The sequence below is a fragment of the Chryseobacterium sp. Chry.R1 genome, assembly GCF_039645525.1.
GTDB lineage: Bacteria > Bacteroidota > Bacteroidia > Flavobacteriales > Weeksellaceae > Chryseobacterium > Chryseobacterium proteolyticum.
On the sequence record NZ_CP151793.1, the window covers coordinates 364,947 to 391,121 of the forward strand.

Genomic DNA, 26,175 nt, shown 5'->3' on the forward strand with positions numbered 1-26,175 from the left:
AATCATTCATCGCTTATTACTTATCATTCATAATAATAGGCTATAAATCTACGGGTAATTAGTACTACTCGGCTATGCTGTTACCAACTTTACACCTGTAGCCTATCAACGTGGTCATCTCCCACGACCCTTAAAAGATGTCTCATCTTGAGGCGAGTTTCGCACTTATATGCTTTCAGTGCTTATCTCTTCCAAACATAGCTACTCAGCGGTGCACCTGGCGGTACAACTGATACACCAGAGGTTTGTTCAATTCGGTCCTCTCGTACTAGAATCAAGCCCTCTCAAACATCTAACGCCCGCAATAGATAGAGACCGAACTGTCTCACGACGTTCTGAACCCAGCTCGCGTGCCACTTTAATGGGCGAACAGCCCAACCCTTGGGACCTTCTCCAGCCCCAGGATGTGACGAGCCGACATCGAGGTGCCGAACCTCCCCGTCGATGTGAGCTCTTGGGGAGACTAGCCTGTTATCCCCGGAGTACCTTTTATCCTATGAGCGATGGCCCTTCCATACGGAACCACCGGATCACTATGTCCTGCTTTCGCACCTGATCGACTTGTAGGTCTCACAGTCAAGCACCCTTATGCCATTACACTCTACGCACGGTTACCAAGCGTGCTGAGGGTACCTTTGAAAGCCTCCGTTACTCTTTTGGAGGCGACCACCCCAGTCAAACTACCCACCACGCAATGTCCTTCCTAAAGGAAGTTAGGCTCCAAGTAAGTAAAGGGTGGTATTTCAACGTTGACTCCACAAACACTAGCGTGCCTGCTTCATAGTCTCCCACCTATCCTACACATTACTTACTCAAAGTCAATACGAAGTTATAGTAAAGGTTCACAGGGTCTTTTCGTCCCATTGCGGGTAATCGGCATCTTCACCGATACTACAATTTCACCGAGCTCGTGGCTGAGACAGTGCCCAGATCGTTACACCATTCGTGCAGGTCGGAACTTACCCGACAAGGAATTTCGCTACCTTAGGACCGTTATAGTTACGGCCGCCGTTTACTGGGGCTTCAGTCAAACGCTTCGCTTACGCTAACGCCCTTCCTTAACCTTCCAGCACCGGGCAGGTGTCAGACCCTATACAGCATCTTTCGATTTAGCAGAGTCCTGTGTTTTTGATAAACAGTCGCCTGGGCCTCTTCACTGCGGCCACCATTGCTGATGGCGTCTCTTCTTCCGAAGTTACGAGACTATTTTGCCTAGTTCCTTAGCCACGACTCACTCGAGCACCTTAGGATTCTCTCCTCGACTACCTGTGTCGGTTTTGGTACGGGTTGCTTCACTTCGGCTTTTCTTGGAAGCACTTTCCCTGCAGCAGCTTCGCCCGAAGGCTAGGCCTTGACTATTCCGTCAGTCTCCAGCAGGTACGGCACTCCGTCCCCTTTTAGTGTGAGCAAGTATGGGAATATTAACCCATTGTCCATCCACTACCCCTTTCGGGTTCGCGTTAGGTCCCGACTAACCCTCAGCTGATTAGCATGGCTGAGGAAACCTTAGTCTTTCGGTGAGGGGTTTCTCGCCCCCTTTATCGTTACTTATGCCTACATTTTCTTTTCTGTCCGCTCCACAATACCTCACGATACTGCTTCGGCGCAAACAGAATGCTCCCCTACCAGATGTACATTGTACAAATCCATAGCTTCGGTAATATGTTTATGCCCGATTATTATCCATGCCGGACCGCTCGACTAGTGAGCTGTTACGCACTCTTTAAATGAATGGCTGCTTCCAAGCCAACATCCTAGCTGTCAATGCAGTCCAACCGCGTTGCTTCAACTTAACATATATTTGGGGACCTTAGCTGTTGGTCTGGGTTCTTTCCCTCTCGGACATGGACCTTAGCACCCACGCCCTCACTGCTGATCAACATTTATTAGCATTCGGAGTTTGTCAGGAATTGGTAGGCGGTGAAACCCCCGCATCCAATCAGTAGCTCTACCTCTAATAAACTTATAATCAACGCTGCACCTAAATGCATTTCGGGAGTACGAGCTATCTCCCAGTTTGATTGGCCTTTCACCCCTACCCACAGGTCATCCGAAGACTTTTCAACGTCAACCGGTTCGGTCCTCCACTCTGTGTTACCAGAGCTTCAACCTGCCCATGGGTAGATCACAAGGTTTCGCGTCTAATCCTACTAACTATACGCCCTATTCAGACTCGCTTTCGCTCCGGCTCCGGACCTGAAGTCCTTAACCTCGCTAGTAAAATTAACTCGTAGGCTCATTATGCAAAAGGCACGCCGTCACCCAACTTGTGGGCTCCGACCGCTTGTAGGCGTACGGTTTCAGGTTCTATTTCACCCTTCTATTCGAAGTGCTTTTCACCTTTCCTTCACAGTACTTGTTCACTATCGGTCTTTCAGGAGTATTTAGCCTTGGAGGATGGTCCCCCCATATTCAGACAGGATTTCACGTGTCCCGCCCTACTCATTTATCATCTATATATACCTTTCGAATACCGGGCTATCACCGTCTATGGCCGCACTTTCCAGTACGTTCTTCTAAATATATAAAGACTTTTGGGCTAATCCGCTTTCGCTCGCCACTACTTACGGAATCTCTTCGATTTCTTTTCCTCCGGGTACTTAGATGTTTCAGTTCTCCGGGTTTGCTCCTCTTACGAGGTAATACATCTTCAATGTATTGGGTTGCCCCATTCGGACATCTGCGGATCAATTCGTGTGTGCCAATCCCCGCAGCTTTTCGCAGCTTACCACGTCCTTCGTCGCCTCTGAAAGCCTAGGCATCCGCCATACGCCCTTAACGATTTCTTTCCTATTTTTAGGTTACTCAAGCACTTATAAGTGCTCGGTTTTCTCTTTGTGATGTCTTTACCGTTAATGTCAATGATCGTATTTCTACTTCTGATCTAATTCGCAAATATTGTTTTTGGCTCTATCTGCTTTTTTAAAATTAAACCATCTATGATGGTGGAGAATAAGGAGTCGAACCCTTGACCTCCTGCGTGCAAGGCAGGCGCTCTAGCCAGCTGAGCTAATTCCCTCTAGTAGACTTCAGATATCAGATCCTAGATCTCAGACTTAATGTCTCATGTCTTATATCTGATGTCTTCCCGTCTTATAATTAGTAGTCTCGGGCAGGCTCGAACTGCCGACCTCTACATTATCAGTGTAGCGCTCTAACCAGCTGAGCTACGAGACTTTGTTTTAGATGTTAGATTTTAGATATCAGATGTTAGACTAATCTCTAACTTCTAATTTCTAACTTCTTTTCTAAATCTCTTCCCTTTACTAATTTCTAGTGGGTGTTGTATTTTTTTTATATATCAACCAAATAAAAAACTAAAGCTTCTCTTTAAGTAAGTACATGATACATTTAAGTACCGTTATTTTGTTTAACGTTCTTCAACGCTCTAAAATGAGATGTTCCAGCCGCACCTTCCGGTACGGCTACCTTGTTACGACTTAGCCCTAGTTACCTGTTTTACCCTAGGCAGCTCCTGTTACGGTCACCGACTTCAGGTACCCCAGACTTCCATGGCTTGACGGGCGGTGTGTACAAGGCCCGGGAACGTATTCACCGCGCCATGGCTGATGCGCGATTACTAGCGATTCCAGCTTCATAGAGTCGAGTTGCAGACTCCAATCCGAACTGAGACCAGCTTTCGAGATTAGCATCCAGTCGCCTGGTAGCAGCCCTCTGTACTGGCCATTGTATTACGTGTGTGGCCCAAGGCGTAAGGGCCGTGATGATTTGACGTCATCCCCACCTTCCTCTCTACTTGCGTAGGCAGTCTCACTAGAGTCCCCAACTGAATGATGGCAACTAGTGACAGGGGTTGCGCTCGTTGCAGGACTTAACCTAACACCTCACGGCACGAGCTGACGACAACCACGCAGCACCTTGAAAAATGTCCGAAGAAAAGCCTATTTCTAAGCCTGTCATTTCCCATTTAAGCCTTGGTAAGGTTCCTCGCGTATCATCGAATTAAACCACATAATCCACCGCTTGTGCGGGCCCCCGTCAATTCCTTTGAGTTTCAAACTTGCGTTCGTACTCCCCAGGTGGCTAACTTATCACTTTCGCTTAGTCTCTGAATCCGAAAACCCAAAAACGAGTTAGCATCGTTTACGGCGTGGACTACCAGGGTATCTAATCCTGTTCGCTCCCCACGCTTTCGTCCATCAGCGTCAGTTAAGACATGGTAACCTGCCTTCGCAATTGGTGTTCTAAGTAATATCTATGCATTTCACCGCTACACTACTTATTCCAGCTACCTCTACCTTACTCAAGACCCGCAGTATCAATGGCAGTTTCATAGTTAAGCTATGAGATTTCACCACTGACTTACGAGTCCGCCTACGGACCCTTTAAACCCAATAAATCCGGATAACGCTTGCACCCTCCGTATTACCGCGGCTGCTGGCACGGAGTTAGCCGGTGCTTATTCGTATAGTACCTTCAGCTACCCTCACGAGGGTAGGTTTATCCCTATACAAAAGAAGTTTACAACCCATAGGGCCGTCATCCTTCACGCGGGATGGCTGGATCAGGCTCTCACCCATTGTCCAATATTCCTCACTGCTGCCTCCCGTAGGAGTCTGGTCCGTGTCTCAGTACCAGTGTGGGGATCACCCTCTCAGGCCCCCTAAAGATCATTGACTTGGTGAGCCGTTACCTCACCAACTATCTAATCTTGCGCGTGCCCATCTCTATCCACCGGAGTTTTCAATATCAAATGATGCCATCTAATATATTATGGGGTATTAATCTTCCTTTCGAAAGGCTATCCCCCTGATAAAGGTAGGTTGCACACGTGTTCCGCACCCGTGCGCCGCTCTCTAGATCCCGAAAGATCTATACCGCTCGGCTTGTACGTGTTAGGCCTCCCGCTAGCGTTCATCCTGAGCCAGGATCAAACTCTCCATTGTATGTTTGTCTGACTCACTCAAAGTTTTGACGCTTTAGTTTTTCCTTACTTGGTTGTTATATTGTATTTCAATGATCTCTCTTCTTCCGCTTTTCTCTAAAGCTTTTTTCTGTCGTTTTTGCTTTAGATTTGCGAGTGCAAAAGTAATTAATGTTTTTGAACTGACCAAATGTTTTTGAAGAAAATTTTAAAGTTTTTTCTGTAACCTTAATCCCTCTCTAACACTTATCTCAATCTTACTCCGCGCTCCCTTAATTGGGACTGCAAAGATACAAACTTTTCTCAATTTTCAAAATAAATTATTATTTATTTTTTTAAATCTTCGTTTATAATTACTCTCTTCTGCGCTACCTATTATCTCTCGTTTTCAGTGGGGCAAAAGTACACCTTATTCATCACATAATCCAAATCATTTTATACTTAAATTCATATTTAGTTCATATTTGATCTTAACTCGCTGATAAGCAAGCTTAAAAATTTTGGTCCTTTTTTCTGGGTTTAGAGTGATAAAAGCAAAAACATAGGAGAAAACTGCTATAACAAGGAAAAGGAAAAAAATAAAAGCTATAAAATGAAGGGTTTCCTATGGAAAAATGGAGGGTTGAGACAGGAAAAAGAGGAAGTAGAAAGGGAAAAGTAAGGAGAAAAATGGAAAATGAAGTGCTGAAAAGTAAAGAAAAAAATATCTGACTAAAAAAAGACTGCAATAAATTCGCTTTAAACACAACAAAAAATATGATGTAGCATTTTATAAGATCAATAAGTATCAATTAATTCTTTATTCTTTATTCTTTATCATTATGCCGATATTAAAGTATAGATCATATTATATCTGTATTGCTCGAGATGGCAGGATAAAATCTGGGAGTTCAAATTTCCTAGGATTTAGATCCTGTTCCTAAAGGAAAGCTTTTTTATCAATTGCAATATACTATTGGGATATCTTTATTCCAGATAAGGTCATTCTTCCAGGCATATATTCATTAAGCTGGTACGCAATAACAATGTGGAATAATTATAATTGATAAGAGATTATTAATAATTGATGATTAAAACCTAAAAGTTGAAAATTAAAAATGGAACGTTTTTAAGTTGGCTAAACCCACTATGATTTTGGAGGTTATTATTGGAGGGGCTAAAGCCACCTCTATTGATGAAAACTTGTAAAAGAATAAAGAGCCTAAAGTAGTAGTAGTAGTAGTAGTAGTAGTAGTAGTAGTAGTTGTTGTTGGCGGCGGCGGAGTAAAATACAAAGACCTACTAACTATGAATGATAAATGATGATTGATAGTTGATGATTGATAATTGATGGATGATCTTTTATCATTTATCATTCATCACTGATCATTTATCTTTTATTGCTATGGTAGGGTATGGTAGGTATAGATATGTATAGGTATAGGTATAGGTATAGGTATAAAACAAAAAAGTCTCATACAAATTCATGTATGAGACTTTTAATAAAACTGGCGGCGACCTACTCTCCCGCTTGTCGCAGTACCATCGGCGCTGGTGGGCTTAACTTCTGTGTTCGGAATGGGAACAGGTGAGCCCCACCGCTAAAACCACCCTAAAGAAGGTATATAAGATATCAGAGGATAGATTTCAGATTTCAGACCTATTATAAAGTCTCTTATCTGATGTCTTGTATCTGACATCTGTTTTATCGGTAAATTTCATCACAAAGGCAAAACCAGTATTGCACTTATAAGGCCTGAGCTATGATTGATGGTTGATAAATGATGATTGATAATCATTCATCGCTTATTACTTATCATTCATAATAATAGGCTATAAATCTACGGGTAATTAGTACTACTCGGCTATGCTGTTACCAACTTTACACCTGTAGCCTATCAACGTGGTCATCTCCCACGACCCTTAAAAGATGTCTCATCTTGAGGCGAGTTTCGCACTTATATGCTTTCAGTGCTTATCTCTTCCAAACATAGCTACTCAGCGGTGCACCTGGCGGTACAACTGATACACCAGAGGTTTGTTCAATTCGGTCCTCTCGTACTAGAATCAAGCCCTCTCAAACATCTAACGCCCGCAATAGATAGAGACCGAACTGTCTCACGACGTTCTGAACCCAGCTCGCGTGCCACTTTAATGGGCGAACAGCCCAACCCTTGGGACCTTCTCCAGCCCCAGGATGTGACGAGCCGACATCGAGGTGCCGAACCTCCCCGTCGATGTGAGCTCTTGGGGAGACTAGCCTGTTATCCCCGGAGTACCTTTTATCCTATGAGCGATGGCCCTTCCATACGGAACCACCGGATCACTATGTCCTGCTTTCGCACCTGATCGACTTGTAGGTCTCACAGTCAAGCACCCTTATGCCATTACACTCTACGCACGGTTACCAAGCGTGCTGAGGGTACCTTTGAAAGCCTCCGTTACTCTTTTGGAGGCGACCACCCCAGTCAAACTACCCACCACGCAATGTCCTTCCTAAAGGAAGTTAGGCTCCAAGTAAGTAAAGGGTGGTATTTCAACGTTGACTCCACAAACACTAGCGTGCCTGCTTCATAGTCTCCCACCTATCCTACACATTACTTACTCAAAGTCAATACGAAGTTATAGTAAAGGTTCACAGGGTCTTTTCGTCCCATTGCGGGTAATCGGCATCTTCACCGATACTACAATTTCACCGAGCTCGTGGCTGAGACAGTGCCCAGATCGTTACACCATTCGTGCAGGTCGGAACTTACCCGACAAGGAATTTCGCTACCTTAGGACCGTTATAGTTACGGCCGCCGTTTACTGGGGCTTCAGTCAAACGCTTCGCTTACGCTAACGCCCTTCCTTAACCTTCCAGCACCGGGCAGGTGTCAGACCCTATACAGCATCTTTCGATTTAGCAGAGTCCTGTGTTTTTGATAAACAGTCGCCTGGGCCTCTTCACTGCGGCCACCATTGCTGATGGCGTCTCTTCTTCCGAAGTTACGAGACTATTTTGCCTAGTTCCTTAGCCACGACTCACTCGAGCACCTTAGGATTCTCTCCTCGACTACCTGTGTCGGTTTTGGTACGGGTTGCTTCACTTCGGCTTTTCTTGGAAGCACTTTCCCTGCAGCAGCTTCGCCCGAAGGCTAGGCCTTGACTATTCCGTCAGTCTCCAGCAGGTACGGCACTCCGTCCCCTTTTTAGTGTGAGCAAGTATGGGAATATTAACCCATTGTCCATCCACTACCCCTTTCGGGTTCGCGTTAGGTCCCGACTAACCCTCAGCTGATTAGCATGGCTGAGGAAACCTTAGTCTTTCGGTGAGGGGTTTCTCGCCCCTTTATCGTTACTTATGCCTACATTTTCTTTTCTGTCCGCTCCACAATACCTCACGATACTGCTTCGGCGCAAACAGAATGCTCCCCTACCAGATGTACATTGTACAAATCCATAGCTTCGGTAATATGTTTATGCCCGATTATTATCCACGCCGGACCGCTCGACTAGTGAGCTGTTACGCACTCTTTAAATGAATGGCTGCTTCCAAGCCAACATCCTAGCTGTCAATGCAGTCCAACCGCGTTGCTTCAACTTAACATATATTTGGGGACCTTAGCTGTTGGTCTGGGTTCTTTCCCTCTCGGACATGGACCTTAGCACCCATGCCCTCACTGCTGATCAACATTTATTAGCATTCGGAGTTTGTCAGGAATTGGTAGGCGGTGAAACCCCGCATCCAATCAGTAGCTCTACCTCTAATAAACTTATAATCAACGCTGCACCTAAATGCATTTCGGGGAGTACGAGCTATCTCCCAGTTTGATTGGCCTTTCACCCCTACCCACAGGTCATCCGAAGACTTTTCAACGTCAACCGGTTCGGTCCTCCACTCTGTGTTACCAGAGCTTCAACCTGCCCATGGGTAGATCACAAGGTTTCGCGTCTAATCCTACTAACTATACGCCCTATTCAGACTCGCTTTCGCTCCGGCTCCGGACCTGAAGTCCTTAACCTCGCTAGTAAAATTAACTCGTAGGCTCATTATGCAAAAGGCACGCCGTCACCCAACTTGTGGGCTCCGACCGCTTGTAGGCGTACGGTTTCAGGTTCTATTTCACCCTTCTATTCGAAGTGCTTTTCACCTTTCCTTCACAGTACTTGTTCACTATCGGTCTTTCAGGAGTATTTAGCCTTGGAGGATGGTCCCCCCATATTCAGACAGGATTTCACGTGTCCCGCCCTACTCATTTATCATCTATATATACCTTTCGAATACCGGGCTATCACCGTCTATGGCCGCACTTTCCAGTACGTTCTTCTAAATATATAAAGACTTTTGGGCTAATCCGCTTTCGCTCGCCACTACTTACGGAATCTCTTCGATTTCTTTTCCTCCGGGTACTTAGATGTTTCAGTTCTCCGGGTTTGCTCCTCTTACGAGGTAATACATCTTCAATGTATTGGGTTGCCCCATTCGGACATCTGCGGATCAATTCGTGTGTGCCAATCCCCGCAGCTTTTCGCAGCTTACCACGTCCTTCGTCGCCTCTGAAAGCCTAGGCATCCGCCATACGCCCTTAACGATTTCTTTCCTATTTTTAGGTTACTCAAGCACTTATAAGTGCTCGGTTTTCTCTTTGTGATGTCTTTACCGTTAATGTCAATGATCGTATTTCTACTTCTGATCTAATTCGCAAATATTGTTTTTGGCTCTATCTGCTTTTTTAAAATTAAACCATCTATGATGGTGGAGAATAAGGGAGTCGAACCCTTGACCTCCTGCGTGCAAGGCAGGCGCTCTAGCCAGCTGAGCTAATTCCCCTCTAGTAGACTTCAGATATCAGATCCTAGATCTCAGACTTAATGTCTCATGTCTTATATCTGATGTCTTCCCGTCTTATAATTAGTAGTCTCGGGCAGGCTCGAACTGCCGACCTCTACATTATCAGTGTAGCGCTCTAACCAGCTGAGCTACGAGACTTTGTTTTAGATGTTAGATTTTAGATATCAGATGTTAGACTAATCTCTAACTTCTAATTTCTAACTTCTTTTCTAAATCTCTTCCCTTTACTAATTTCTAGTGGGTGTTGTATTTTTTTTATATATCAACCAAATAAAAAACTAAAGCTTCTCTTTAAGTAAGTACATGATACATTTAAGTACCGTTATTTTGTTTAACGTTCTTCAACGCTCTAAAATGAGATGTTCCAGCCGCACCTTCCGGTACGGCTACCTTGTTACGACTTAGCCCTAGTTACCTGTTTTACCCTAGGCAGCTCCTGTTACGGTCACCGACTTCAGGTACCCCAGACTTCCATGGCTTGACGGGCGGTGTGTACAAGGCCCGGGAACGTATTCACCGCGCCATGGCTGATGCGCGATTACTAGCGATTCCAGCTTCATAGAGTCGAGTTGCAGACTCCAATCCGAACTGAGACCAGCTTTCGAGATTAGCATCCAGTCGCCTGGTAGCAGCCCTCTGTACTGGCCATTGTATTACGTGTGTGGCCCAAGGCGTAAGGGCCGTGATGATTTGACGTCATCCCCACCTTCCTCTCTACTTGCGTAGGCAGTCTCACTAGAGTCCCCAACTGAATGATGGCAACTAGTGACAGGGGTTGCGCTCGTTGCAGGACTTAACCTAACACCTCACGGCACGAGCTGACGACAACCATGCAGCACCTTGAAAAATGTCCGAAGAAAAGCCTATTTCTAAGCCTGTCATTTCCCATTTAAGCCTTGGTAAGGTTCCTCGCGTATCATCGAATTAAACCACATAATCCACCGCTTGTGCGGGCCCCGTCAATTCCTTTGAGTTTCAAACTTGCGTTCGTACTCCCAGGTGGCTAACTTATCACTTTCGCTTAGTCTCTGAATCCGAAAACCCAAAAACGAGTTAGCATCGTTTACGGCGTGGACTACCAGGGTATCTAATCCTGTTCGCTCCCCACGCTTTCGTCCATCAGCGTCAGTTAAGACATGGTAACCTGCCTTCGCAATTGGTGTTCTAAGTAATATCTATGCATTTCACCGCTACACTACTTATTCCAGCTACCTCTACCTTACTCAAGACCCGCAGTATCAATGGCAGTTTCATAGTTAAGCTATGAGATTTCACCACTGACTTACGAGTCCGCCTACGGACCCTTTAAACCCAATAAATCCGGATAACGCTTGCACCCTCCGTATTACCGCGGCTGCTGGCACGGAGTTAGCCGGTGCTTATTCGTATAGTACCTTCAGCTACCCTCACGAGGGTAGGTTTATCCCTATACAAAAGAAGTTTACAACCCATAGGGCCGTCATCCTTCACGCGGGATGGCTGGATCAGGCTCTCACCCATTGTCCAATATTCCTCACTGCTGCCTCCCGTAGGAGTCTGGTCCGTGTCTCAGTACCAGTGTGGGGGATCACCCTCTCAGGCCCCCTAAAGATCATTGACTTGGTGAGCCGTTACCTCACCAACTATCTAATCTTGCGCGTGCCCATCTCTATCCACCGGAGTTTTCAATATCAAATGATGCCATCTAATATATTATGGGGTATTAATCTTCCTTTCGAAAGGCTATCCCCCTGATAAAGGTAGGTTGCACACGTGTTCCGCACCCGTGCGCCGCTCTCTAGACCCCGAAAGATCTATACCGCTCGGCTTGCATGTGTTAGGCCTCCCGCTAGCGTTCATCCTGAGCCAGGATCAAACTCTCCATTGTATGTTTGTCTGACTCACTCAAAGTTTTGACGCTTTAGTTTTTCCTTACTTGGTTGTTATATTGTATTTCAATGATCTCTTTTCTTCCGCGTACTCTAAAGCTTTTTCTCTGTCGTTATTGCTTTAGATTTGCGAGTGCAAAAGTAATTAATGTTTTTGAACCGACCAAATGTTTTTGAAGAAAATTTTAAAGTTTTTTCTGTAACCTTAATCCCTCTCAAACACTTATCTCAATTTTACTCCGCGCTCCCTTAATTGGGACTGCAAAGATACAAACTTTTCTCAATTTTCAAAATAAATTATTATTTATTTTTTTAAATCTTCGTTTATAATTACTCTCTTCTGCGCTACCTACTATCTCTCGTTTTCAGTGGGGCAAAAGTACACCTTATTCATCACATAATCCAAATCATTTTATACTTAAATTAAGCATTGTGGAAAAACAAATGCTTAAACAGTTGGTATCAAATGATTTAAAACAAAAACATAGTTATCCACAATATGAAATAAGATTTCAACTATAATCCTGGGATAGAATTTTCTAGCTGTAAAGGTCAAAAACTCAATGAAAATAACAAGTGAATAAATATACTATGAAAAGAAAGGTATCCATTTCAGTTGCTATAATTAATGAACAATGATCCTTGTTATAACCAACTATCACAAAAAAACAGTTGAACAAATATGCTATATCTTATAAAAGGTCTGACATTCTAGCCCCGATAGTAACGGTTACCCCGCAGTAAGGAAGGGATCTGAAAGAAAGCAAGGAACGAGGAGTATGAGTGGATAGCGGGATTTGCTCCAAAGAAAAATTAAAAAACAGCTTAATCTGTCATTTCAATTGTATGATCAAAAAAAACGCTTGACAAGCATCTTATATATATAGTATCCTAGTAAGCATCCGACAACATCGGCTACTATATCTAAAGTTTCCATGGATCTTCCCAATCCCATTTCCTCCTGAAGGATCTCTGTAAGGAAGGCATATATAAGGATGATCTGAAAAAAATACGAAAACTTAATTTTAGGAAACGCAGCAATAAAGCAAAATCCAAGCATTGCAAAAATGCTGACGTGTAAAACTTTATCGATCCCATTGAACATAAACCAATATTCATGGTTCTCTTCTCCGGGCTTGAGAAGCATATAAGTAAGAAATGCCCAATAAATGGGCACTATCTTACTAAATATTTTTGAAATCCTATCCAATGATAGCCTGATATTCTTCTGCAGTAAGTAATCCAGACTGATCAGCACCATCAGCGATCTCTAATTTAATGATCCATCCGTCACCATAAGGATCCGTATTCAACAACTCCGGCTGAGCTTCCAGCTCTGAATTGAATTCCGTAACTTTTCCTGCGATAGGCAAGAATAGATCAGAAACAGTTTTTACAGCTTCAACACTTCCAAAAACAGCTCCATTATCAAGATCATCATCAACTGTATCGATATCAACATATACGATATCACCCAACTCTCCCTGAGCAAAATCTGTAATACCAATAGTAGCTACGTTTCCTTCAATCTTGATCCACTCGTGATCTTTAGTGTACTTTAATTCCGATGGTGTGTTCATTTTTTGATTTTTATTATTCTACAAATTTATTCAAAATTATATAAGGTTCAAAAAAAGTATGTTTGTTTATTTGAAATGTTTTTTTACTAATTAAAAATAATAAAACTATAATGTATCAGCAAGCTATAAACTCAATTAAAATCTACTCATTATTTACTAAACAAAAAGGTCTTTCAAAATAAAAGCATCACCTATTTAATAAAAAATCACCCCTTTAGTAAAGGGATGATTTTAACGCAATTTATTAGTTATTCTATTTAAAAGCCTCCGGAGTCCCCAAATGTAAATGTCGCAGACAAGCCAGCTCTAACTGTAGATAACGGGAACGCTGTAGAGATTTTATATTTAGAAGTCATTTGTTCATAGAAGACTCTTAAATTTAAGTTCTCAGAAACATTATAGTCCGCTGAAAGCTTTATATTCATTAATCTCTGTCCTCCAGTAATCTGAGAATCATCCAATAGGATATTGGTAATACTGGTTCTGCTATCTCTTAATGAGAAGTCTCCCCTGATATTAAGATCACTTCCCTTTCCTTTACCTCTCTTTCTGGTATCATTGACTCCCAATCGGAAATTACGAATAATATACCCCAAGCGAACGACATATTCTGTATTGGCATCTTCCGTAAGGGTTTGGTTTACCAATCCTAATAATAGCATTCTATTCCTATTATATTGGATACCGAACTGCATGTTGTTTCTCATCGTTACGTCAACCCCGATCAGTGGAGAGAACGACTCAACATATCCTACCTGAGAGAAAGTAAATGGATTGATATAGTTATTATTGACATCTAATAGACTACCACCTGTTGAAATTGCATTGAAATAATCAATACTTGACTGTATTCCTGTCGCAGTATAGGTAGCATTATAACTATGTAAAATATCAAACTTAGAGAATTGCCCATTGATGATTGGTACATTTCTTAAACCAGAATAAGTAACTTTCCAGTTTGGTATAGGCAAGCCCGCTTTTTTGGCGTCGCCAATTCCTTTAGGTGATTTTCCTTCAACAGCTGCCCTGAACGCAGGAATTAAAACATAAGCATTCGCAATACCATACCCTGCAGTAAATCCATCGTTTCCTATCGTAGAGATATCCCCTATTTGCTGAGAAATGGCTCTGGCATTCTGTCTGATCGATTGATATACCGCTGCACCATCTTTGAAAGAAGTTTTTAAAAGTATTACTGAATTAGAATAGGTAATCAGATCATTTGCAAAAGTATAATCATGATTAGTCCTACCCAGATTCAGTCTATTATTGAACCCTGATTGAGAAAAATTCCTATTATAATTATGTAATACACTTACATCTACTCTCAGGTCATTCATTGGTACAACCTGCAAGTTAGCCCTTAGTTCTCTGGTTGACATTCTTACATAAGGGTCTGTCATATATTCAGAATCACTAATCCAGCCATTTTCCAAAACTGTTCTTCGGATATCAGCCTGTGAGCCCAATAAAAAGCCAATAGTAGGTCCACCCAATGTCTGTCCATATCCATACCAATTTGGCGCGGAAAGTAAACCTGGCAACACCGTTCCGTTATTTTCTGAATAATTCACATCTAGCTGTTTGAACGATGTAAGCATAAAGGCTGCACTCTGTAAAACAGTCAGCTTGTTTTTAAATTTATAGTTTTTAAACTTATATCTTTTCTTTTCCCACTGCTGTGTGTATACATTATTTAGTGAGTCAATTTCCTGTTTACGTTTTGAAAGCTTGGTCGCTATATTTTTGAAATATTTGAACTGTCCGAAGAATTTTGGAAAATCAGCTGTCGCAGTAGCCTGAATAACATTTGTATTTTGACCAATAGATCCTAAACTTCCTTGTGGATTGTACAATAAAGCTGTAGATCTGGCATTCCAGTTATAAGTAAATCCATAGCCCAACTCTGCATCAATAAAATCAAGATATGGTAAATATTGGAACGGAAGTTTGTAATTCAATTGTACCCTGTGGTTATACAAGACGGGTCTTCCCGATCTGAATACATTTCCAAAAATGGAAGAATTATCCATTGTGTTTACATCTACATTATCATTCAATGTTCTTGTTGCAGAGTTGATTTCCAGTTTTAAGGATTTAGTAAAATTAAACCCTAAACCATATTGCCATCCAAAATAAAAGTTTCTGTTTCTTATGGCCTGAGACTCATCATTGAAGTTACCATTGATTATAGCATCTACACTTCTGAACTCAAGTTCATTATAATTCCTGTCAATTTCCGTTCTGAAAGAGAATCTTGTAGGTATAGGATTTAAATTAAACTCTTTGATCCATCTCAGGTATTTAGTAGACTTAGCCGTATCACTTATCATTTTATTGAACGGCTTAATAACCCAAGGTTTAAAAGTATAATTATAATCTATATAACCTCTGAGGTACTGCCTGTAGTTTTTCTTTGTATAAATATCCCTGAAGAAATCATCATTATAAACAGCCGTAACTGATATGTTTTCCACATCATAGAATTTAGGCTTCTTATTAGGATTTACACGTTCTTTATGCATATTGACAACTCCTAAACTTCTCTGTTGGGTATACGTTCTTGCCACTTTTTTCAATTGCTCTCTATTTGCCGCCTTTTTAAACTCAACGTCTGTATCTAAAGGATTATACTTTGGATCTTCAATTGTTTGAGAATAAGAGTAATTAACTGGAATTTTAACCCCGGTCTTTTCTGGTAGAAATTTATCTAGGTTTACCGCCGTATTAATACTGAATGCTGATTGTGTAGACTGATTTCTTTCTGCCGGTTTAGAATCGATATTCCCGAATCCAACAGATGTGTAAGATGCACTTGTATTAACAACTGCGAAATCGCCAAGGTTAAAGTTTAAACTTGCATTTCCAGCATATCCTCCCTGATTATCTATTTCTGAAAGTCGAATTTCATTTACCCATAATATTCTATCAATAGGTCCTCCAGGTGCATCTCTATCAATCCCATTTCTAATACCGATAACTATAGTTGTAATATTACCTAAGCTTGGTCGTCCTTTAATATAAATATTCTTTAAATTGTCGGCCTCACCAAAAACCGCATCCCTAATTCTTTTTGAGATATTATTTGGAGAACTCTTGTCCCTCCTTATTTTAGCATCTACAAAGTTTTGAATTTCTAAATTAACTTCATTCTCCATTGGCCAAATTTCCATTGGCGTTGTTGCTGTTTTAGGTGTTATTTTCAAGGAAGCTTCGTACTCATAATAATTATCTGCTGCATCACTTCCAAAACGAATAAAAAATTTAGTTTTAGGATCCATGCCCTCTTCTCTTCTTAAAGGATCTTCGGCATGCACAAAAAGTTTTAATTTCTTATATCTTCTCATGTCCAAGGTTGTATTTTTAAATACTCCCCTTGATTCACTTTTTGGTAGCTGATTTGCCCTTAAATATAAAGAACTCTCATTTTGCCTTTGTACTCCAGCATTACCACTAAGAATTTGCCTATCTATTCCTGGAGGCAAAACATAAGGAGGTTGATTTAAAGCATTTTCCTCAATATTTACACTTCCAATTTCTAAATTTTGCGGATCAGGGACATTCACTGTTCCTTCTTCTGTTATTGGATTCGTATCGCCATCAGCTATTGACACTGCAGTATTTTTAGGATATTTTCTCCAGTCTGATCTTACTAAATCAAAGGTTCCAAATCTCAGTGTGGAAGTCTTATCAAATCCGGTCAATAACATTCTTGCAAATCGTACATTATTTAAAACTCCCGGATCATGATCCCCAGCATCCATTACATATGAAGAAACAGGAATCCTGAATAAGTACCATTTCACCGGAGCGGTCTGTCCATTTTGAAACTGTGCCTGAACAGTTTTCATATCAACAATATTATTTTGTCCTAAAACTAAACTTTGCTGGTCCAGTTTAATCTGGTATTCGTTATAGTTTTCACTTTGATCAAGATTGTAATCTTTATTAATATCTTCAGCATCAGGAGTCTGAGATGCTACCTCGAGTGAATTGCTTTGTGAGTTTCCTTCTGGTCCTCTGAAATATTTGTATCTCTGAACCAAAGATGAAGCCTGCGTTCCTGTAAATTTTGCTGATAGATAAAACACAAAATCATCTACTGCAGGGTCAGCAAGGTTCGTCACTGGATTGGTGAATGTGTTTCCGAACCTCATGGCTTCCTGATCCGAAGTCAAACCATCATATCCGGCATCCTGCGCTGTTCTCTCTTGTCCTTCACTTGAAAAGGCATAAAGGATAGGAGGTTGCTTTGGCTGAATTCCCCAGTTTGAGCTTGTTGTTACAGAAGGTGTGGATGGTGTCGGTAATCCATTTTCATATTGCATATACCCATCCTTTAAAATATCTTCAGACACATTACCTAAATGAAGTAGTAACTTCGGATCCACACCCAGGGTGTTTCCGTCAGCATACGGATCCATCATCCAGAATTCTACATATTCGATATTGGAGTTTACAAAATTGGATACACTGATAGGTCTCATCATCCCCGACCATCTTTGCTGAGTAGTTTCATTATTAGGATTTACATTATAAGGCCCTTTTTCTGCTGGATAATAAGAGATATCCATAGTATTTAAAAAGGTCTGTTCACCAGCAACAAAATCCCTGTTATTGTAGATCTCTGAGTATTGTACTCGTCTAGAAGCATGATTAGATACGGACTGAGGTGTAATTCCTGCGGGAGCCCTTCCTCCAATTCCCCAAAATCTCGGATCAATTGTATACCAGGATAAGAGTCCTCTTCCATATCCATTAGTAATGTCATTACCTGCCCCTGCTCCCTGAAATACTCCTCCTGATTTTTCCGGTTTTGAGGCTAAACTCCAGGCAGCTGGTTCTTTTAATGATATTTTGGATGTTGTTTGCTCAAAATCATCAATATAAGACTGATCATTTGTCCCCTTATTCAATCCAGGAAGCAAATAAGCACCTTCCATTTTAAAGTTTAAATTGGATGGAGCTTCAGTCTTTACCATCGGAATTTTATTGGTCAATCTTGTCAGAAATGGAACCTGATTATTGTACATCAAATTGATGCCGGCCATAGTGTTATTTACTGCCTCCTGTCCATAATTTACCTTTTGAGTGAGCGGAGACTCAGAATAATTGACAACAGTTGCTCCTAAGATAAAATTCTCATTAAATCTTCTTTCTAAATTTAATCCTAAAAATCTTTTTCTCTGCGTATTGAAAGTTAACTGGTTTTCCAGTGAGATGTTAATTGCCTGACCAGATTGTTTTACATTCTCATTGATAATTGTAACCGTTCCCAGCATATAATCTACGGTATAATCAATCCCTTCCGTTAACTGTACTCCATTCGCAGAAACTTTTACGGAACCTTGTGGCACATTGACAGCTCCCAAAGAAATTCCCTGTCCTGCAGTTCCTTTGTAACGTCCCTCTAAGGTGTATCGTTTAGGAACATAGGTTGCAAATTGTTTTTGCTGGTTATAAATATCTGTTTGCACATAGGTAGGATCACTACTTCCAAGTACATTGCTCATATAGCTTCCGAACGGCTGTGTTTTCGTAAAGATGATCTTTCCTGTTTCCGGTCTTATGGTTATTCCATTGACAAAATCAAAAAGGCCGTCACCTGTTCCTCCACCACTATTATTTTGTATATCGCCGTTCATATTCAAACGGTCCCAGTTTAAGAGTTTCAATAAATTAGTGTCTTTAACACTTGTGTTAGGAAGATAATTAACCTTACCTCCTGTCTGGGCATCTCTATAAAGAACATTCAATATAAATCCATCCTGGCTTATCTGTCCTGCGTCTAAAGCATAAATATTCTTCATCATCAGAGGCCACATCGGAGACGAAACATCAATTTTCGTTGATCTCAGGACTTTTGTAATCAGTACAGGACTTTCTTCAGAAAATTCCCCAACTTTATATACTTTATTTGTTCCATCCGTATATGAATAAGATACCGCTAAAATCTGATTATCATTCAATTTTTGATTTAGCGAGATATATCCTAGCTGTGGCTGTAATGTATATTCACTGGCATTTAGCCTTCTCGCTTTTTTATTAAAAATATAATGAACATTATTATTATAAGTCTCTGTACCTCCGGTTGCAACAGGCAGTGATTGTCCCTGTATTAGGTCTGCATAGTTTACACCTGCATCACGTGGTATAGGTCCCATTGTGGTGGAAACTGTCTGGTAAAGATTATTATTAGGGTTGTCTGGTAGTGATCCACCCATATCTCCCAGGTCCCTGATACCAACAATGCTCTTTTGAGCCGCCAGATTACTGTTGCCCTGATCTAAAACATATACTTCAAGCCTTGTAATATTAACTCTGGAGTTGATCTGCGGATAATTAGCCAAGGCATTATCATAATTATCCAGGAAATAATGACTTAAAAAGAAGTGCTGATTATCTTCATAATCAATTGCGTCTATTTTAAAGGTGTTTACAGCACCTCCACCCTGTACAACTATATTTCTTGCTTCTCCCTGCTGTTGAGATAATACTACTGTTCCAAAAGTTTTCCCTAATTGAAACTCAGTCTTCACCCCGAATAACGATTGGGATCCCCTGATTAAACTGGTAGAAAGCGGCATATTTACATTACCAAACTCCACCCTTTTAATGATCCTGTCTTCTGAACCTGCTCCGGGTGAATTCACATCTCCAAGCCCTTTAGTCTGCAGATCTTTCCAGCTTCCTTTAGACTGCCAGACTAAATTCATCCTGTTTTCAAATGCAAAACCACTTTGAGTATCATAGTTGGCCTTGAGCTGCAAATTTTCTCCTACTTTACCCAGTAAACCGAGCTGAATTCTCTGATTGATATCAAAGGTAAAACTGGTTCTGTTTTGTGGTAAGATTAAAGGGTTATCAATCTTTTGATACAATCCTGCAAAGTCAAAGGAAGCAAATCCTGTAGGGATAATTTCTATTTTATTGCTTCCGAAAATTGTTTCAAAAAGTTTATTTCGGATAGTTAATGCCGGAATTAATCCTCTTCTCTGTGCATCGCTTTTATCTTTTCTGAAGAGTAGATTATATTTATCCGATTTATCTTTGTAATAAGCCCTGGTCTGGCTTGCCATCATGAATTCCTTATATTCCTGAGGCGACATTGCAGTCGGCGGTCCGGTTACTGTATTTCCTATTTTCGGATATACATAATACATTCCGGTTTTTATATCGTAAAAGGCTTCAAATTGAGTAGGATCAGCCAGTTCATAGTCCTTCTTTATAATTGCAGTGTCACGTCTTACCTGTGCAAAGGTAGTTACTGACATACATAAGAACGACAGGAACAAAAATATATTGAGATACTTATTATTTGCCACCAAATGTTAAAGGTTTTTTAAAATTTGTTTTACCAATTCTTCTACCGAAATGCTTGGATTTTGTTTCATCATGCGGTCGGCGATTTTTTCGCTCATGCGTTTAGGAATTCCTAAAACTTCTAATGCAGATAACGATTCTTCCTTGATTTTATTATTCACCTGTGTAGAAATATTTTCCTCAAGACCATTGAATTTTTGGACTTTATCTTTCAAATCCACAATGATTCTTTCTGCTGTTTTAGCGCCAATACCCTTGGCTTTTTGAATGAGGGCACTGTTTCTCGAAAGTATAGCTGTGGCAATCTCATCAAGGCTTAAAGTAGATAGTAAAATAAGTGCTGAAACCGCTCCTACACCATTAACACTTATTAACAAATTAAACATCTCTTTTTCTAAACGACTGTTAAAGCCAAACAACAAATGAGCATCTTCACGAATGATTTGCTGGATGAATAAAAAAGTCTCTTTATTAAGAGTAAGAGTTTGCGAGGTCATTAAACTAATACCTGTATAATAACCAACTCCATTAACGTTGATTACAGCATAAGTTGGCGTAAGTTCTTGAACAATGCCTTGTAAAGAAAATATCATTATTAATTTTTAAAACTCCCAAATATAGTAATTTAAACTAATTAATGTTTTCATTTCACGCGCGAATGATTTTTAACTTAATTTTTGAGGTGATACTCAACCATTTGGTTGAAAAACAAAAAACTCCAAAATTTGGAGTTTTTAAATATGTAAATCGAAGATTTTTTTTAAAGATATTATTTTTTAGCTTCTCTTCTCTGGGCATCAAGAACCGCCACTGTTGCAAGATTCACAATTTCATCTACACTTGAACGCATTTGTAAAACATGCACAGGTTGTTTTAATCCCATAAGAATAGGTCCAATCACTTGGGCAACTTTCATCCCTCTGATAATTTTATAAGATAAATTAGCACTTTCAAGATTAGGAAATATAAATGTATTTGCCGGAGTTTCTCCTAATTTTGAAAATGGATAATCACTAAGGTGATCCGCATTCATAGCAAAATCAGGTTGAATTTCACCATCTACAATCATTTTAGGATACTTTTCATGTAAAATACTTACTGCTTTTGCAACTTTTTTAGAAGTTTCAGAGATCGCAGCAAAATTCTCGAATCCGAGCATTGCAATTCTTGGTTCAATAGCAAAAGATTTAATAGTAATCTCCGCCATTCTTGCAATATTTACAAGATCTTCCGAAGTAGGATTATTATTAATAGATGTATCAGCAAAGAAAATCGGTTTCTTTTCAGAAAGGATCATCATCATTGCTGCCACTTTATCTACTCCTTTTTCTTTTTCAATAATCTCTAAAACAGGACGTAAAACGGATGCATAATTTTTAGAAAAACCTACAATCAGCGCATCTGTATCGCCATGCTTCAACATTAAAGGACCAAAATAATCCCTTTGACGCACAAACCTTTTAGCCTTGTATTCATTCATTCCTTTTCTTTGACGAAGTTTCCAAAGCGTTTCTCTATATTTTTTCCTGTTTTCTTCCTGATCATCATCATTCGGATCAATAATCGGTACATCCAGATTAATTCCGTAACGTTCCATTTGCTCCTTGATGTATTTCTTTTCGCCCAACAGACTTGGATAAGCAATTCCCTCTTCATAAAGAATCTGAGCCGCCTTCAATACGTTGTATTCTTCCGCATTTCCTAACGTCACCCTTTTTGGATTGGATTTCGCACGGCTTTGCATCATCCTTACCAATTTTTCATCTCTTCCCATTCTATCAAGAAGCTGATGTTCATACTCTTCAAAATCAGAAATAACTCTACCTGCAACTCCACTTTCGATAGCTGCTTTTGCTACAGCACTGGAAACCCTGGTAATTAATCTGTTATCAAATGGTTTTGGAATAAAATACTCTCTACCGAACTGAAGGTTTTGAAGATTATAAGCCAAAATAACAGCTTCAGGAACTGGTTCTTTTGCCAAATCAGCAATTGCATGAACAGCTGCAAGCTTCATTTCTTCATTAATTCCTTTCGCCTGTACATCAAGTGCACCACGGAAGATGTAAGGAAAACCAAGTACGTTATTAACCTGATTAGGAAAATCACTTCTACCGGTTGCCATAATTACATCCTTACGTGTTTCAATAGCAATGTCATAAGCAATCTCCGGATCAGGATTTGCCAATGCAAAAACAATAGGATTTTCATTCATACTGTTGAGCATTTCCGGGGTCATTACATTTCCTTTGGATAACCCGACAAAGACATCAGATCCTTTTACAGCATCTTCCAAACTCTCAATATCCGTCTGAGCGATAAAATCTAGTTTTTCAGGAGTCAGGTTTTCTCTCTTATGATTGATAACCCCCTTACTGTCGCACATTAAAACATTTTCTTTCCTGAGGCCTAATGAAATATACAGTTTGGTGCAGGCAATAGCCGCAGCACCGGCACCATTTACCACCATTTTTACGTCCTCAATATTTTTATTGGCAATCTGTAAAGAATTAATCAGTGCAGCAGCAGAGATAATAGCCGTCCCATGTTGGTCATCATGCATCAACGGAATATCCAACTCCTCCTTTAATCTCTGTTCAATATAGAATGCTTCAGGAGCTTTTATATCTTCAAGGTTAATTCCTCCAAAAGTTGGAGCAATCCCTTTTACAATCTGAATAAATTTATCAGGATCTTTCTCATTGATCTCAATATCAAAAACATTGATATCAGCAAAAATTTTAAATAATAGCCCTTTTCCTTCCATTACAGGCTTCGATGCTTCCGGTCCAATGTCACCTAATCCTAAAACAGCTGTACCATTAGAAATTACAGCTACAAGATTACCTTTTCCGGTATAATCATAAACAGTCTCCGGCTTTTCGTGAATCTCCATACAAGGAACAGCCACTCCGGGAGAATATGCCAAAGACAAATCTCTTTGAGAAGAGTGGGGTTTGGAAGGGATCACCTCGATCTTCCCTTTGGGTTCAGCTTTGTGGTAATCTAATGCGGCTTGATTAAAGTTCTTTTCGTCGCGATGGATTTTATTTGACATAGAGTGTATTTTTTTATAGTATATATTTAATATGGTAATTTACTAAACTTTCAATCGGTTTTTGTACAATATTACCAATGTTTAAATTAAGTTCTGCAGCTGCAGAGCGAAGAATATCTTCATAATAATAAGCAATAGATCCGATAAAGTTAATTTCGGCATCCTTTGATTCTTCATAAGGAAGAACCTGGTATTCAAAGAAATTTCTCATCTCCTCGAAAACCATTTTTTGAAAGTATGGGTGATCCTTCCGTTCTACAACGAATTTATTGAAATTAGCCAAATAAGCATTTGGCCTTGAGGTATGGTACATATTCTTTAATGCCTCCTCAATTGTTAACTGATAGATTTCCTCAAATTCTACATGTAGGTCCTGAGGAAGTTTCTGCATGAAAAAGCGACGTACCAATTGTTTACCAATTGCACTTCCACTACCTTCATCACCAATAAGAAATCCCAGAGAAGGTAACTTTATTTTTAGATTTTCCCCGTCAAAATAACAAGAATTGGATCCCGTTCCCAGAATGCAAACAATAGCAGGCTTCCCAGTATAAGCGGCATACGCAGCAGCCATCAGATCTTCTTTTGCTAAAACATCAGCTTTAGTAAAAAATTTACCCAATTCTCTTTCGATAGTCGCACAGTTTTCAGGGATACCACATCCTGAACCATAGAAAAAAACCTTTGTTATTGAGTTTTTAACAGCACTAAGGTTGATGTTTTTTTCAATTTCGGGTACAATAAGTTCTGCGGCAATATTATTGGGATTAAAACCAATAGTCTCCGTCTTCATAAAGACCTTTTTAAAGTCATCTAAAATTACCCAATCACATTTGGTAGAACCGCCATCAACAATAGCAACCATATATTACATTTTAGTTTAAGGATGCTAAATTATGAATTTTATCTCTAAATAGCTTCACAAAGAAGCCACAACGTGACTGGTATAACTAATGTTTTATATCATCTTTTTTTTCATTGAACTGTATCAGCCAGTCCTGAATTTCATCTTCCAGATAAGAAGCCTGTAACATCATTGCATTGATAAAATCATCTGGCACCTGTTCACCCTTGGAGTTTTCAAGATTCCAAAGCTCATCAGACATATTTTCATATTCAGAATATACTCTCCTGAAACGGGAATTTTCCTTCTCAAGAGCTTCAATATTTTTCTGTTGGAGCTGGAATTTTCTGTATTTGTTTTGACTTTTCATACAAATATTGTTATAAATTGGGTTATAAATTTGTGGAGAATGCTTTCAATCGGGCATTACAAGATAGAAAAAACCATCAACACAACTGGCTGAAAATGAATTTATTATCAGGTACTTTTTATTTACTTCTGAAATTAAATTTAGAACTATTTTTGATTTAAAAAAAATATTTAACATCTTTTTTTACTGTTTAACATATAGTTATAAATTTGCACATCAGATAAATTCGATGAGAGAATTAATACTACGTCAGAAACAAATATTGTTCTTCATAATAGCAGGAGGACTCAGTGCTGTTATGGAGATAGGAAGTTTTAAGATCTTCAGCACATATCTTCCTCAATTTTTGCATTCGGAAACCAATTTTCATGGAATCCATTATCCATTGAGTAATATTTTTTCTACCTGTTGCGGAATTATCAGCAATTATTTTTTAAGCATCTGGTTTGTTTTTGAAAGAGGAAAACATTCAAAAAGAAAAGAATTTGCCTATTTTATGATTATCTCTTTTATTTCAACACTACTCAGCCTTAGTTTCTTTCAAATATTTTACAGCTTTGTATTTAAAGATAATATCAATTTAATTTTTTATACCTTGAGTCCAGAAATTCTGAGTAAGATCGCTGCGATTTTATTGGTTTCAATTCTTAATTATTCTGTCAAGAAGAAAGTAATTTTTAATGGTTAGTTTGTGGTAAAGATTTTAAATTATTTGTGGAGATTCTGGCTTCTGATATTAGCCTTTTTTTTAACGATCATTTTTGGAATACCTGTTTATATTTTATCCTTTAGCAAAAAACACTACAGATATGCCTATCAGTTTATCCGCTTTTGGTGTTACGGAATGTTTTATGGTATGGGACTTCGCTATGAGCTGATTAATCTTACGGATAAAAAGATTGATAGAAAAAAACAATATGTAGTTATTTCCAACCATACCTCTATAATGGATATTATGCTTCCATGCATTCTATTTCCACATCACCCTCTTTGTTATGTAGGAAAAAAGGAGTTAGTGAAAATTCCTATTTTCGGCACCATCTATAAAAGGATCTGCGTTATGGTAGACCGAAGTAGTGCCAGAAGCCGTGCAGATGTTTATAGAAGATGTGCTGAAAAAATGGAAGAGGGAAATAGTATTGTTATTTTTCCGGAAGGCGGTGTGCCTGACGACACGTCTATTCTTCTGGACGAATTCAAAGACGGACCTTTTATCCTATCTACAAAACATCAGTCTCCGATAGCAGTCTTTACTTTTATTGGCTTGAAAGAAATGTTTCCCTTCGATAATTCTAAAGGCCACCCCGGTAAAGTAAAGGTTTATTTCAATGATATTATGGAGCCTTCGGCATCTCAAAAGGATATGAAAACGCAAGCTTTTAACGAAATAAAAAAAACCTTGCTAGAACGCTCTATTTAAAAGAAATAATTATA

General features: G+C 39.8%; 9 protein-coding genes, 3 tRNA genes and 5 rRNA genes. 2 read left to right on the forward strand and 15 right to left on the reverse strand.

Annotated features, from left to right (window positions below):
* Positions 1–38: 38 nt before the first annotated feature.
* The 15 genes from AAEU33_RS01830 to AAEU33_RS01900 all read right to left on the reverse strand — a co-directional run bounded on the left by AAEU33_RS01830 (position 39) and on the right by AAEU33_RS01900 (position 24,741).
* Positions 39–2,789, reverse strand: a 23S ribosomal RNA gene (locus AAEU33_RS01830).
* Between the two features lie 314 nt (positions 2,790–3,103).
* Positions 3,104–3,177: transfer RNA gene (locus tag AAEU33_RS01835), tRNA-Ile, on the reverse strand.
* Positions 3,178–3,391: 214 nt separating this feature from the next.
* Positions 3,392–4,907, reverse strand: a 16S ribosomal RNA gene (locus tag AAEU33_RS01840).
* Between the two features lie 1,463 nt (positions 4,908–6,370).
* A 5S ribosomal RNA gene (gene rrf / locus AAEU33_RS01845) occupies positions 6,371–6,479 on the reverse strand.
* A 216-nt stretch (positions 6,480–6,695) separates the two neighbouring features.
* Positions 6,696–9,446: ribosomal RNA gene (locus tag AAEU33_RS01850) — 23S ribosomal RNA — on the reverse strand.
* Positions 9,447–9,600: 154 nt separating this feature from the next.
* Positions 9,601–9,677 (reverse strand) — tRNA-Ala (locus tag AAEU33_RS01855).
* Positions 9,678–9,762: 85 nt separating this feature from the next.
* Positions 9,763–9,836, reverse strand: a tRNA-Ile gene (locus AAEU33_RS01860).
* 214 nt (positions 9,837–10,050) lie between these two features.
* Positions 10,051–11,565 (reverse strand): 16S ribosomal RNA (locus tag AAEU33_RS01865).
* The 16S, 23S and 5S rRNA genes sit together here with 3 tRNA genes alongside, the layout of an rRNA operon.
* A gap of 851 nt (positions 11,566–12,416) precedes the next feature.
* A complete protein-coding gene (locus AAEU33_RS01870; protein WP_273651079.1) occupies positions 12,417–12,743 on the reverse strand; it encodes a VanZ family protein in 327 nt (108 codons plus the stop codon).
* Positions 12,744–12,768: 25 nt separating this feature from the next.
* Positions 12,769–13,146: a glycine cleavage system protein GcvH gene (gene gcvH / locus AAEU33_RS01875; RefSeq protein ID WP_273650657.1), complete on the reverse strand. Its 378-nt coding sequence runs from the start codon at positions 13,144–13,146 to the stop codon at positions 12,769–12,771.
* Positions 13,147–13,403: 257 nt separating this feature from the next.
* On the reverse strand, positions 13,404–20,420 hold the full coding sequence (sprA, locus tag AAEU33_RS01880) for a cell surface protein SprA (RefSeq protein WP_345990720.1): 7,017 nt from the start codon (positions 20,418–20,420) through the stop codon (positions 13,404–13,406).
* Between the two features lie 57 nt (positions 20,421–20,477).
* A complete protein-coding gene (gene ruvA, locus AAEU33_RS01885; protein WP_172284202.1) occupies positions 20,478–21,062 on the reverse strand; it encodes a Holliday junction branch migration protein RuvA in 585 nt (194 codons plus the stop codon).
* Positions 21,063–21,238: 176 nt separating this feature from the next.
* Positions 21,239–23,527, reverse strand: coding sequence for an NADP-dependent malic enzyme (locus AAEU33_RS01890; RefSeq protein WP_172284204.1), 2,289 nt, complete (start codon positions 23,525–23,527; stop codon positions 21,239–21,241).
* A gap of 13 nt (positions 23,528–23,540) precedes the next feature.
* The gene (locus AAEU33_RS01895; protein ID WP_172284206.1) at positions 23,541–24,392 is read right to left on the reverse strand and encodes a BadF/BadG/BcrA/BcrD ATPase family protein; all 852 of its coding nucleotides are present in this window, start codon (positions 24,390–24,392) and stop codon (positions 23,541–23,543) included.
* Positions 24,393–24,477: 85 nt separating this feature from the next.
* Entirely contained in the window at positions 24,478–24,741 is a 264-nt protein-coding gene (locus AAEU33_RS01900; protein ID WP_172284208.1) for a hypothetical protein, read from the reverse strand.
* A gap of 229 nt (positions 24,742–24,970) precedes the next feature.
* Between AAEU33_RS01900 and AAEU33_RS01905 the strand changes: the two genes are divergently transcribed.
* Positions 24,971–25,429 carry a GtrA family protein gene (locus AAEU33_RS01905; RefSeq protein WP_172284210.1) on the forward strand — a complete coding sequence of 153 codons (459 nt, stop codon included), beginning with the start codon at positions 24,971–24,973 and terminating at the stop codon, positions 25,427–25,429.
* A 3-nt stretch (positions 25,430–25,432) separates the two neighbouring features.
* Positions 25,433–26,161 carry a lysophospholipid acyltransferase family protein gene (locus AAEU33_RS01910; RefSeq protein ID WP_345990724.1) on the forward strand — a complete coding sequence of 243 codons (729 nt, stop codon included), beginning with the start codon at positions 25,433–25,435 and terminating at the stop codon, positions 26,159–26,161.
* Positions 26,162–26,175: the final 14 nt, after the last annotated feature.

Excerpts from the sequence above, each read along its gene's own strand:
- gcvH (WP_273650657.1), bottom strand. The coding sequence starts at position 13,146 with ATGAACACACCATCGGAATTAAAGTACACTAAAGATCACGAGTGGATC.
- sprA (WP_345990720.1), bottom strand. The coding sequence starts at position 20,420 with ATGTCAGTAACTACCTTTGCACAGGTAAGACGTGACACTGCAATTATA.
- ruvA (WP_172284202.1), bottom strand. The coding sequence starts at position 21,062 with ATGATATTTTCTTTACAAGGCATTGTTCAAGAACTTACGCCAACTTAT.
- AAEU33_RS01890 (WP_172284204.1), bottom strand. The coding sequence starts at position 23,527 with ATGTCAAATAAAATCCATCGCGACGAAAAGAACTTTAATCAAGCCGCA.
- AAEU33_RS01895 (WP_172284206.1), bottom strand. The coding sequence starts at position 24,392 with ATGGTTGCTATTGTTGATGGCGGTTCTACCAAATGTGATTGGGTAATT.
- AAEU33_RS01900 (WP_172284208.1), bottom strand. The coding sequence starts at position 24,741 with ATGAAAAGTCAAAACAAATACAGAAAATTCCAGCTCCAACAGAAAAAT.
- AAEU33_RS01905 (WP_172284210.1), top strand. The coding sequence starts at position 24,971 with ATGAGAGAATTAATACTACGTCAGAAACAAATATTGTTCTTCATAATA.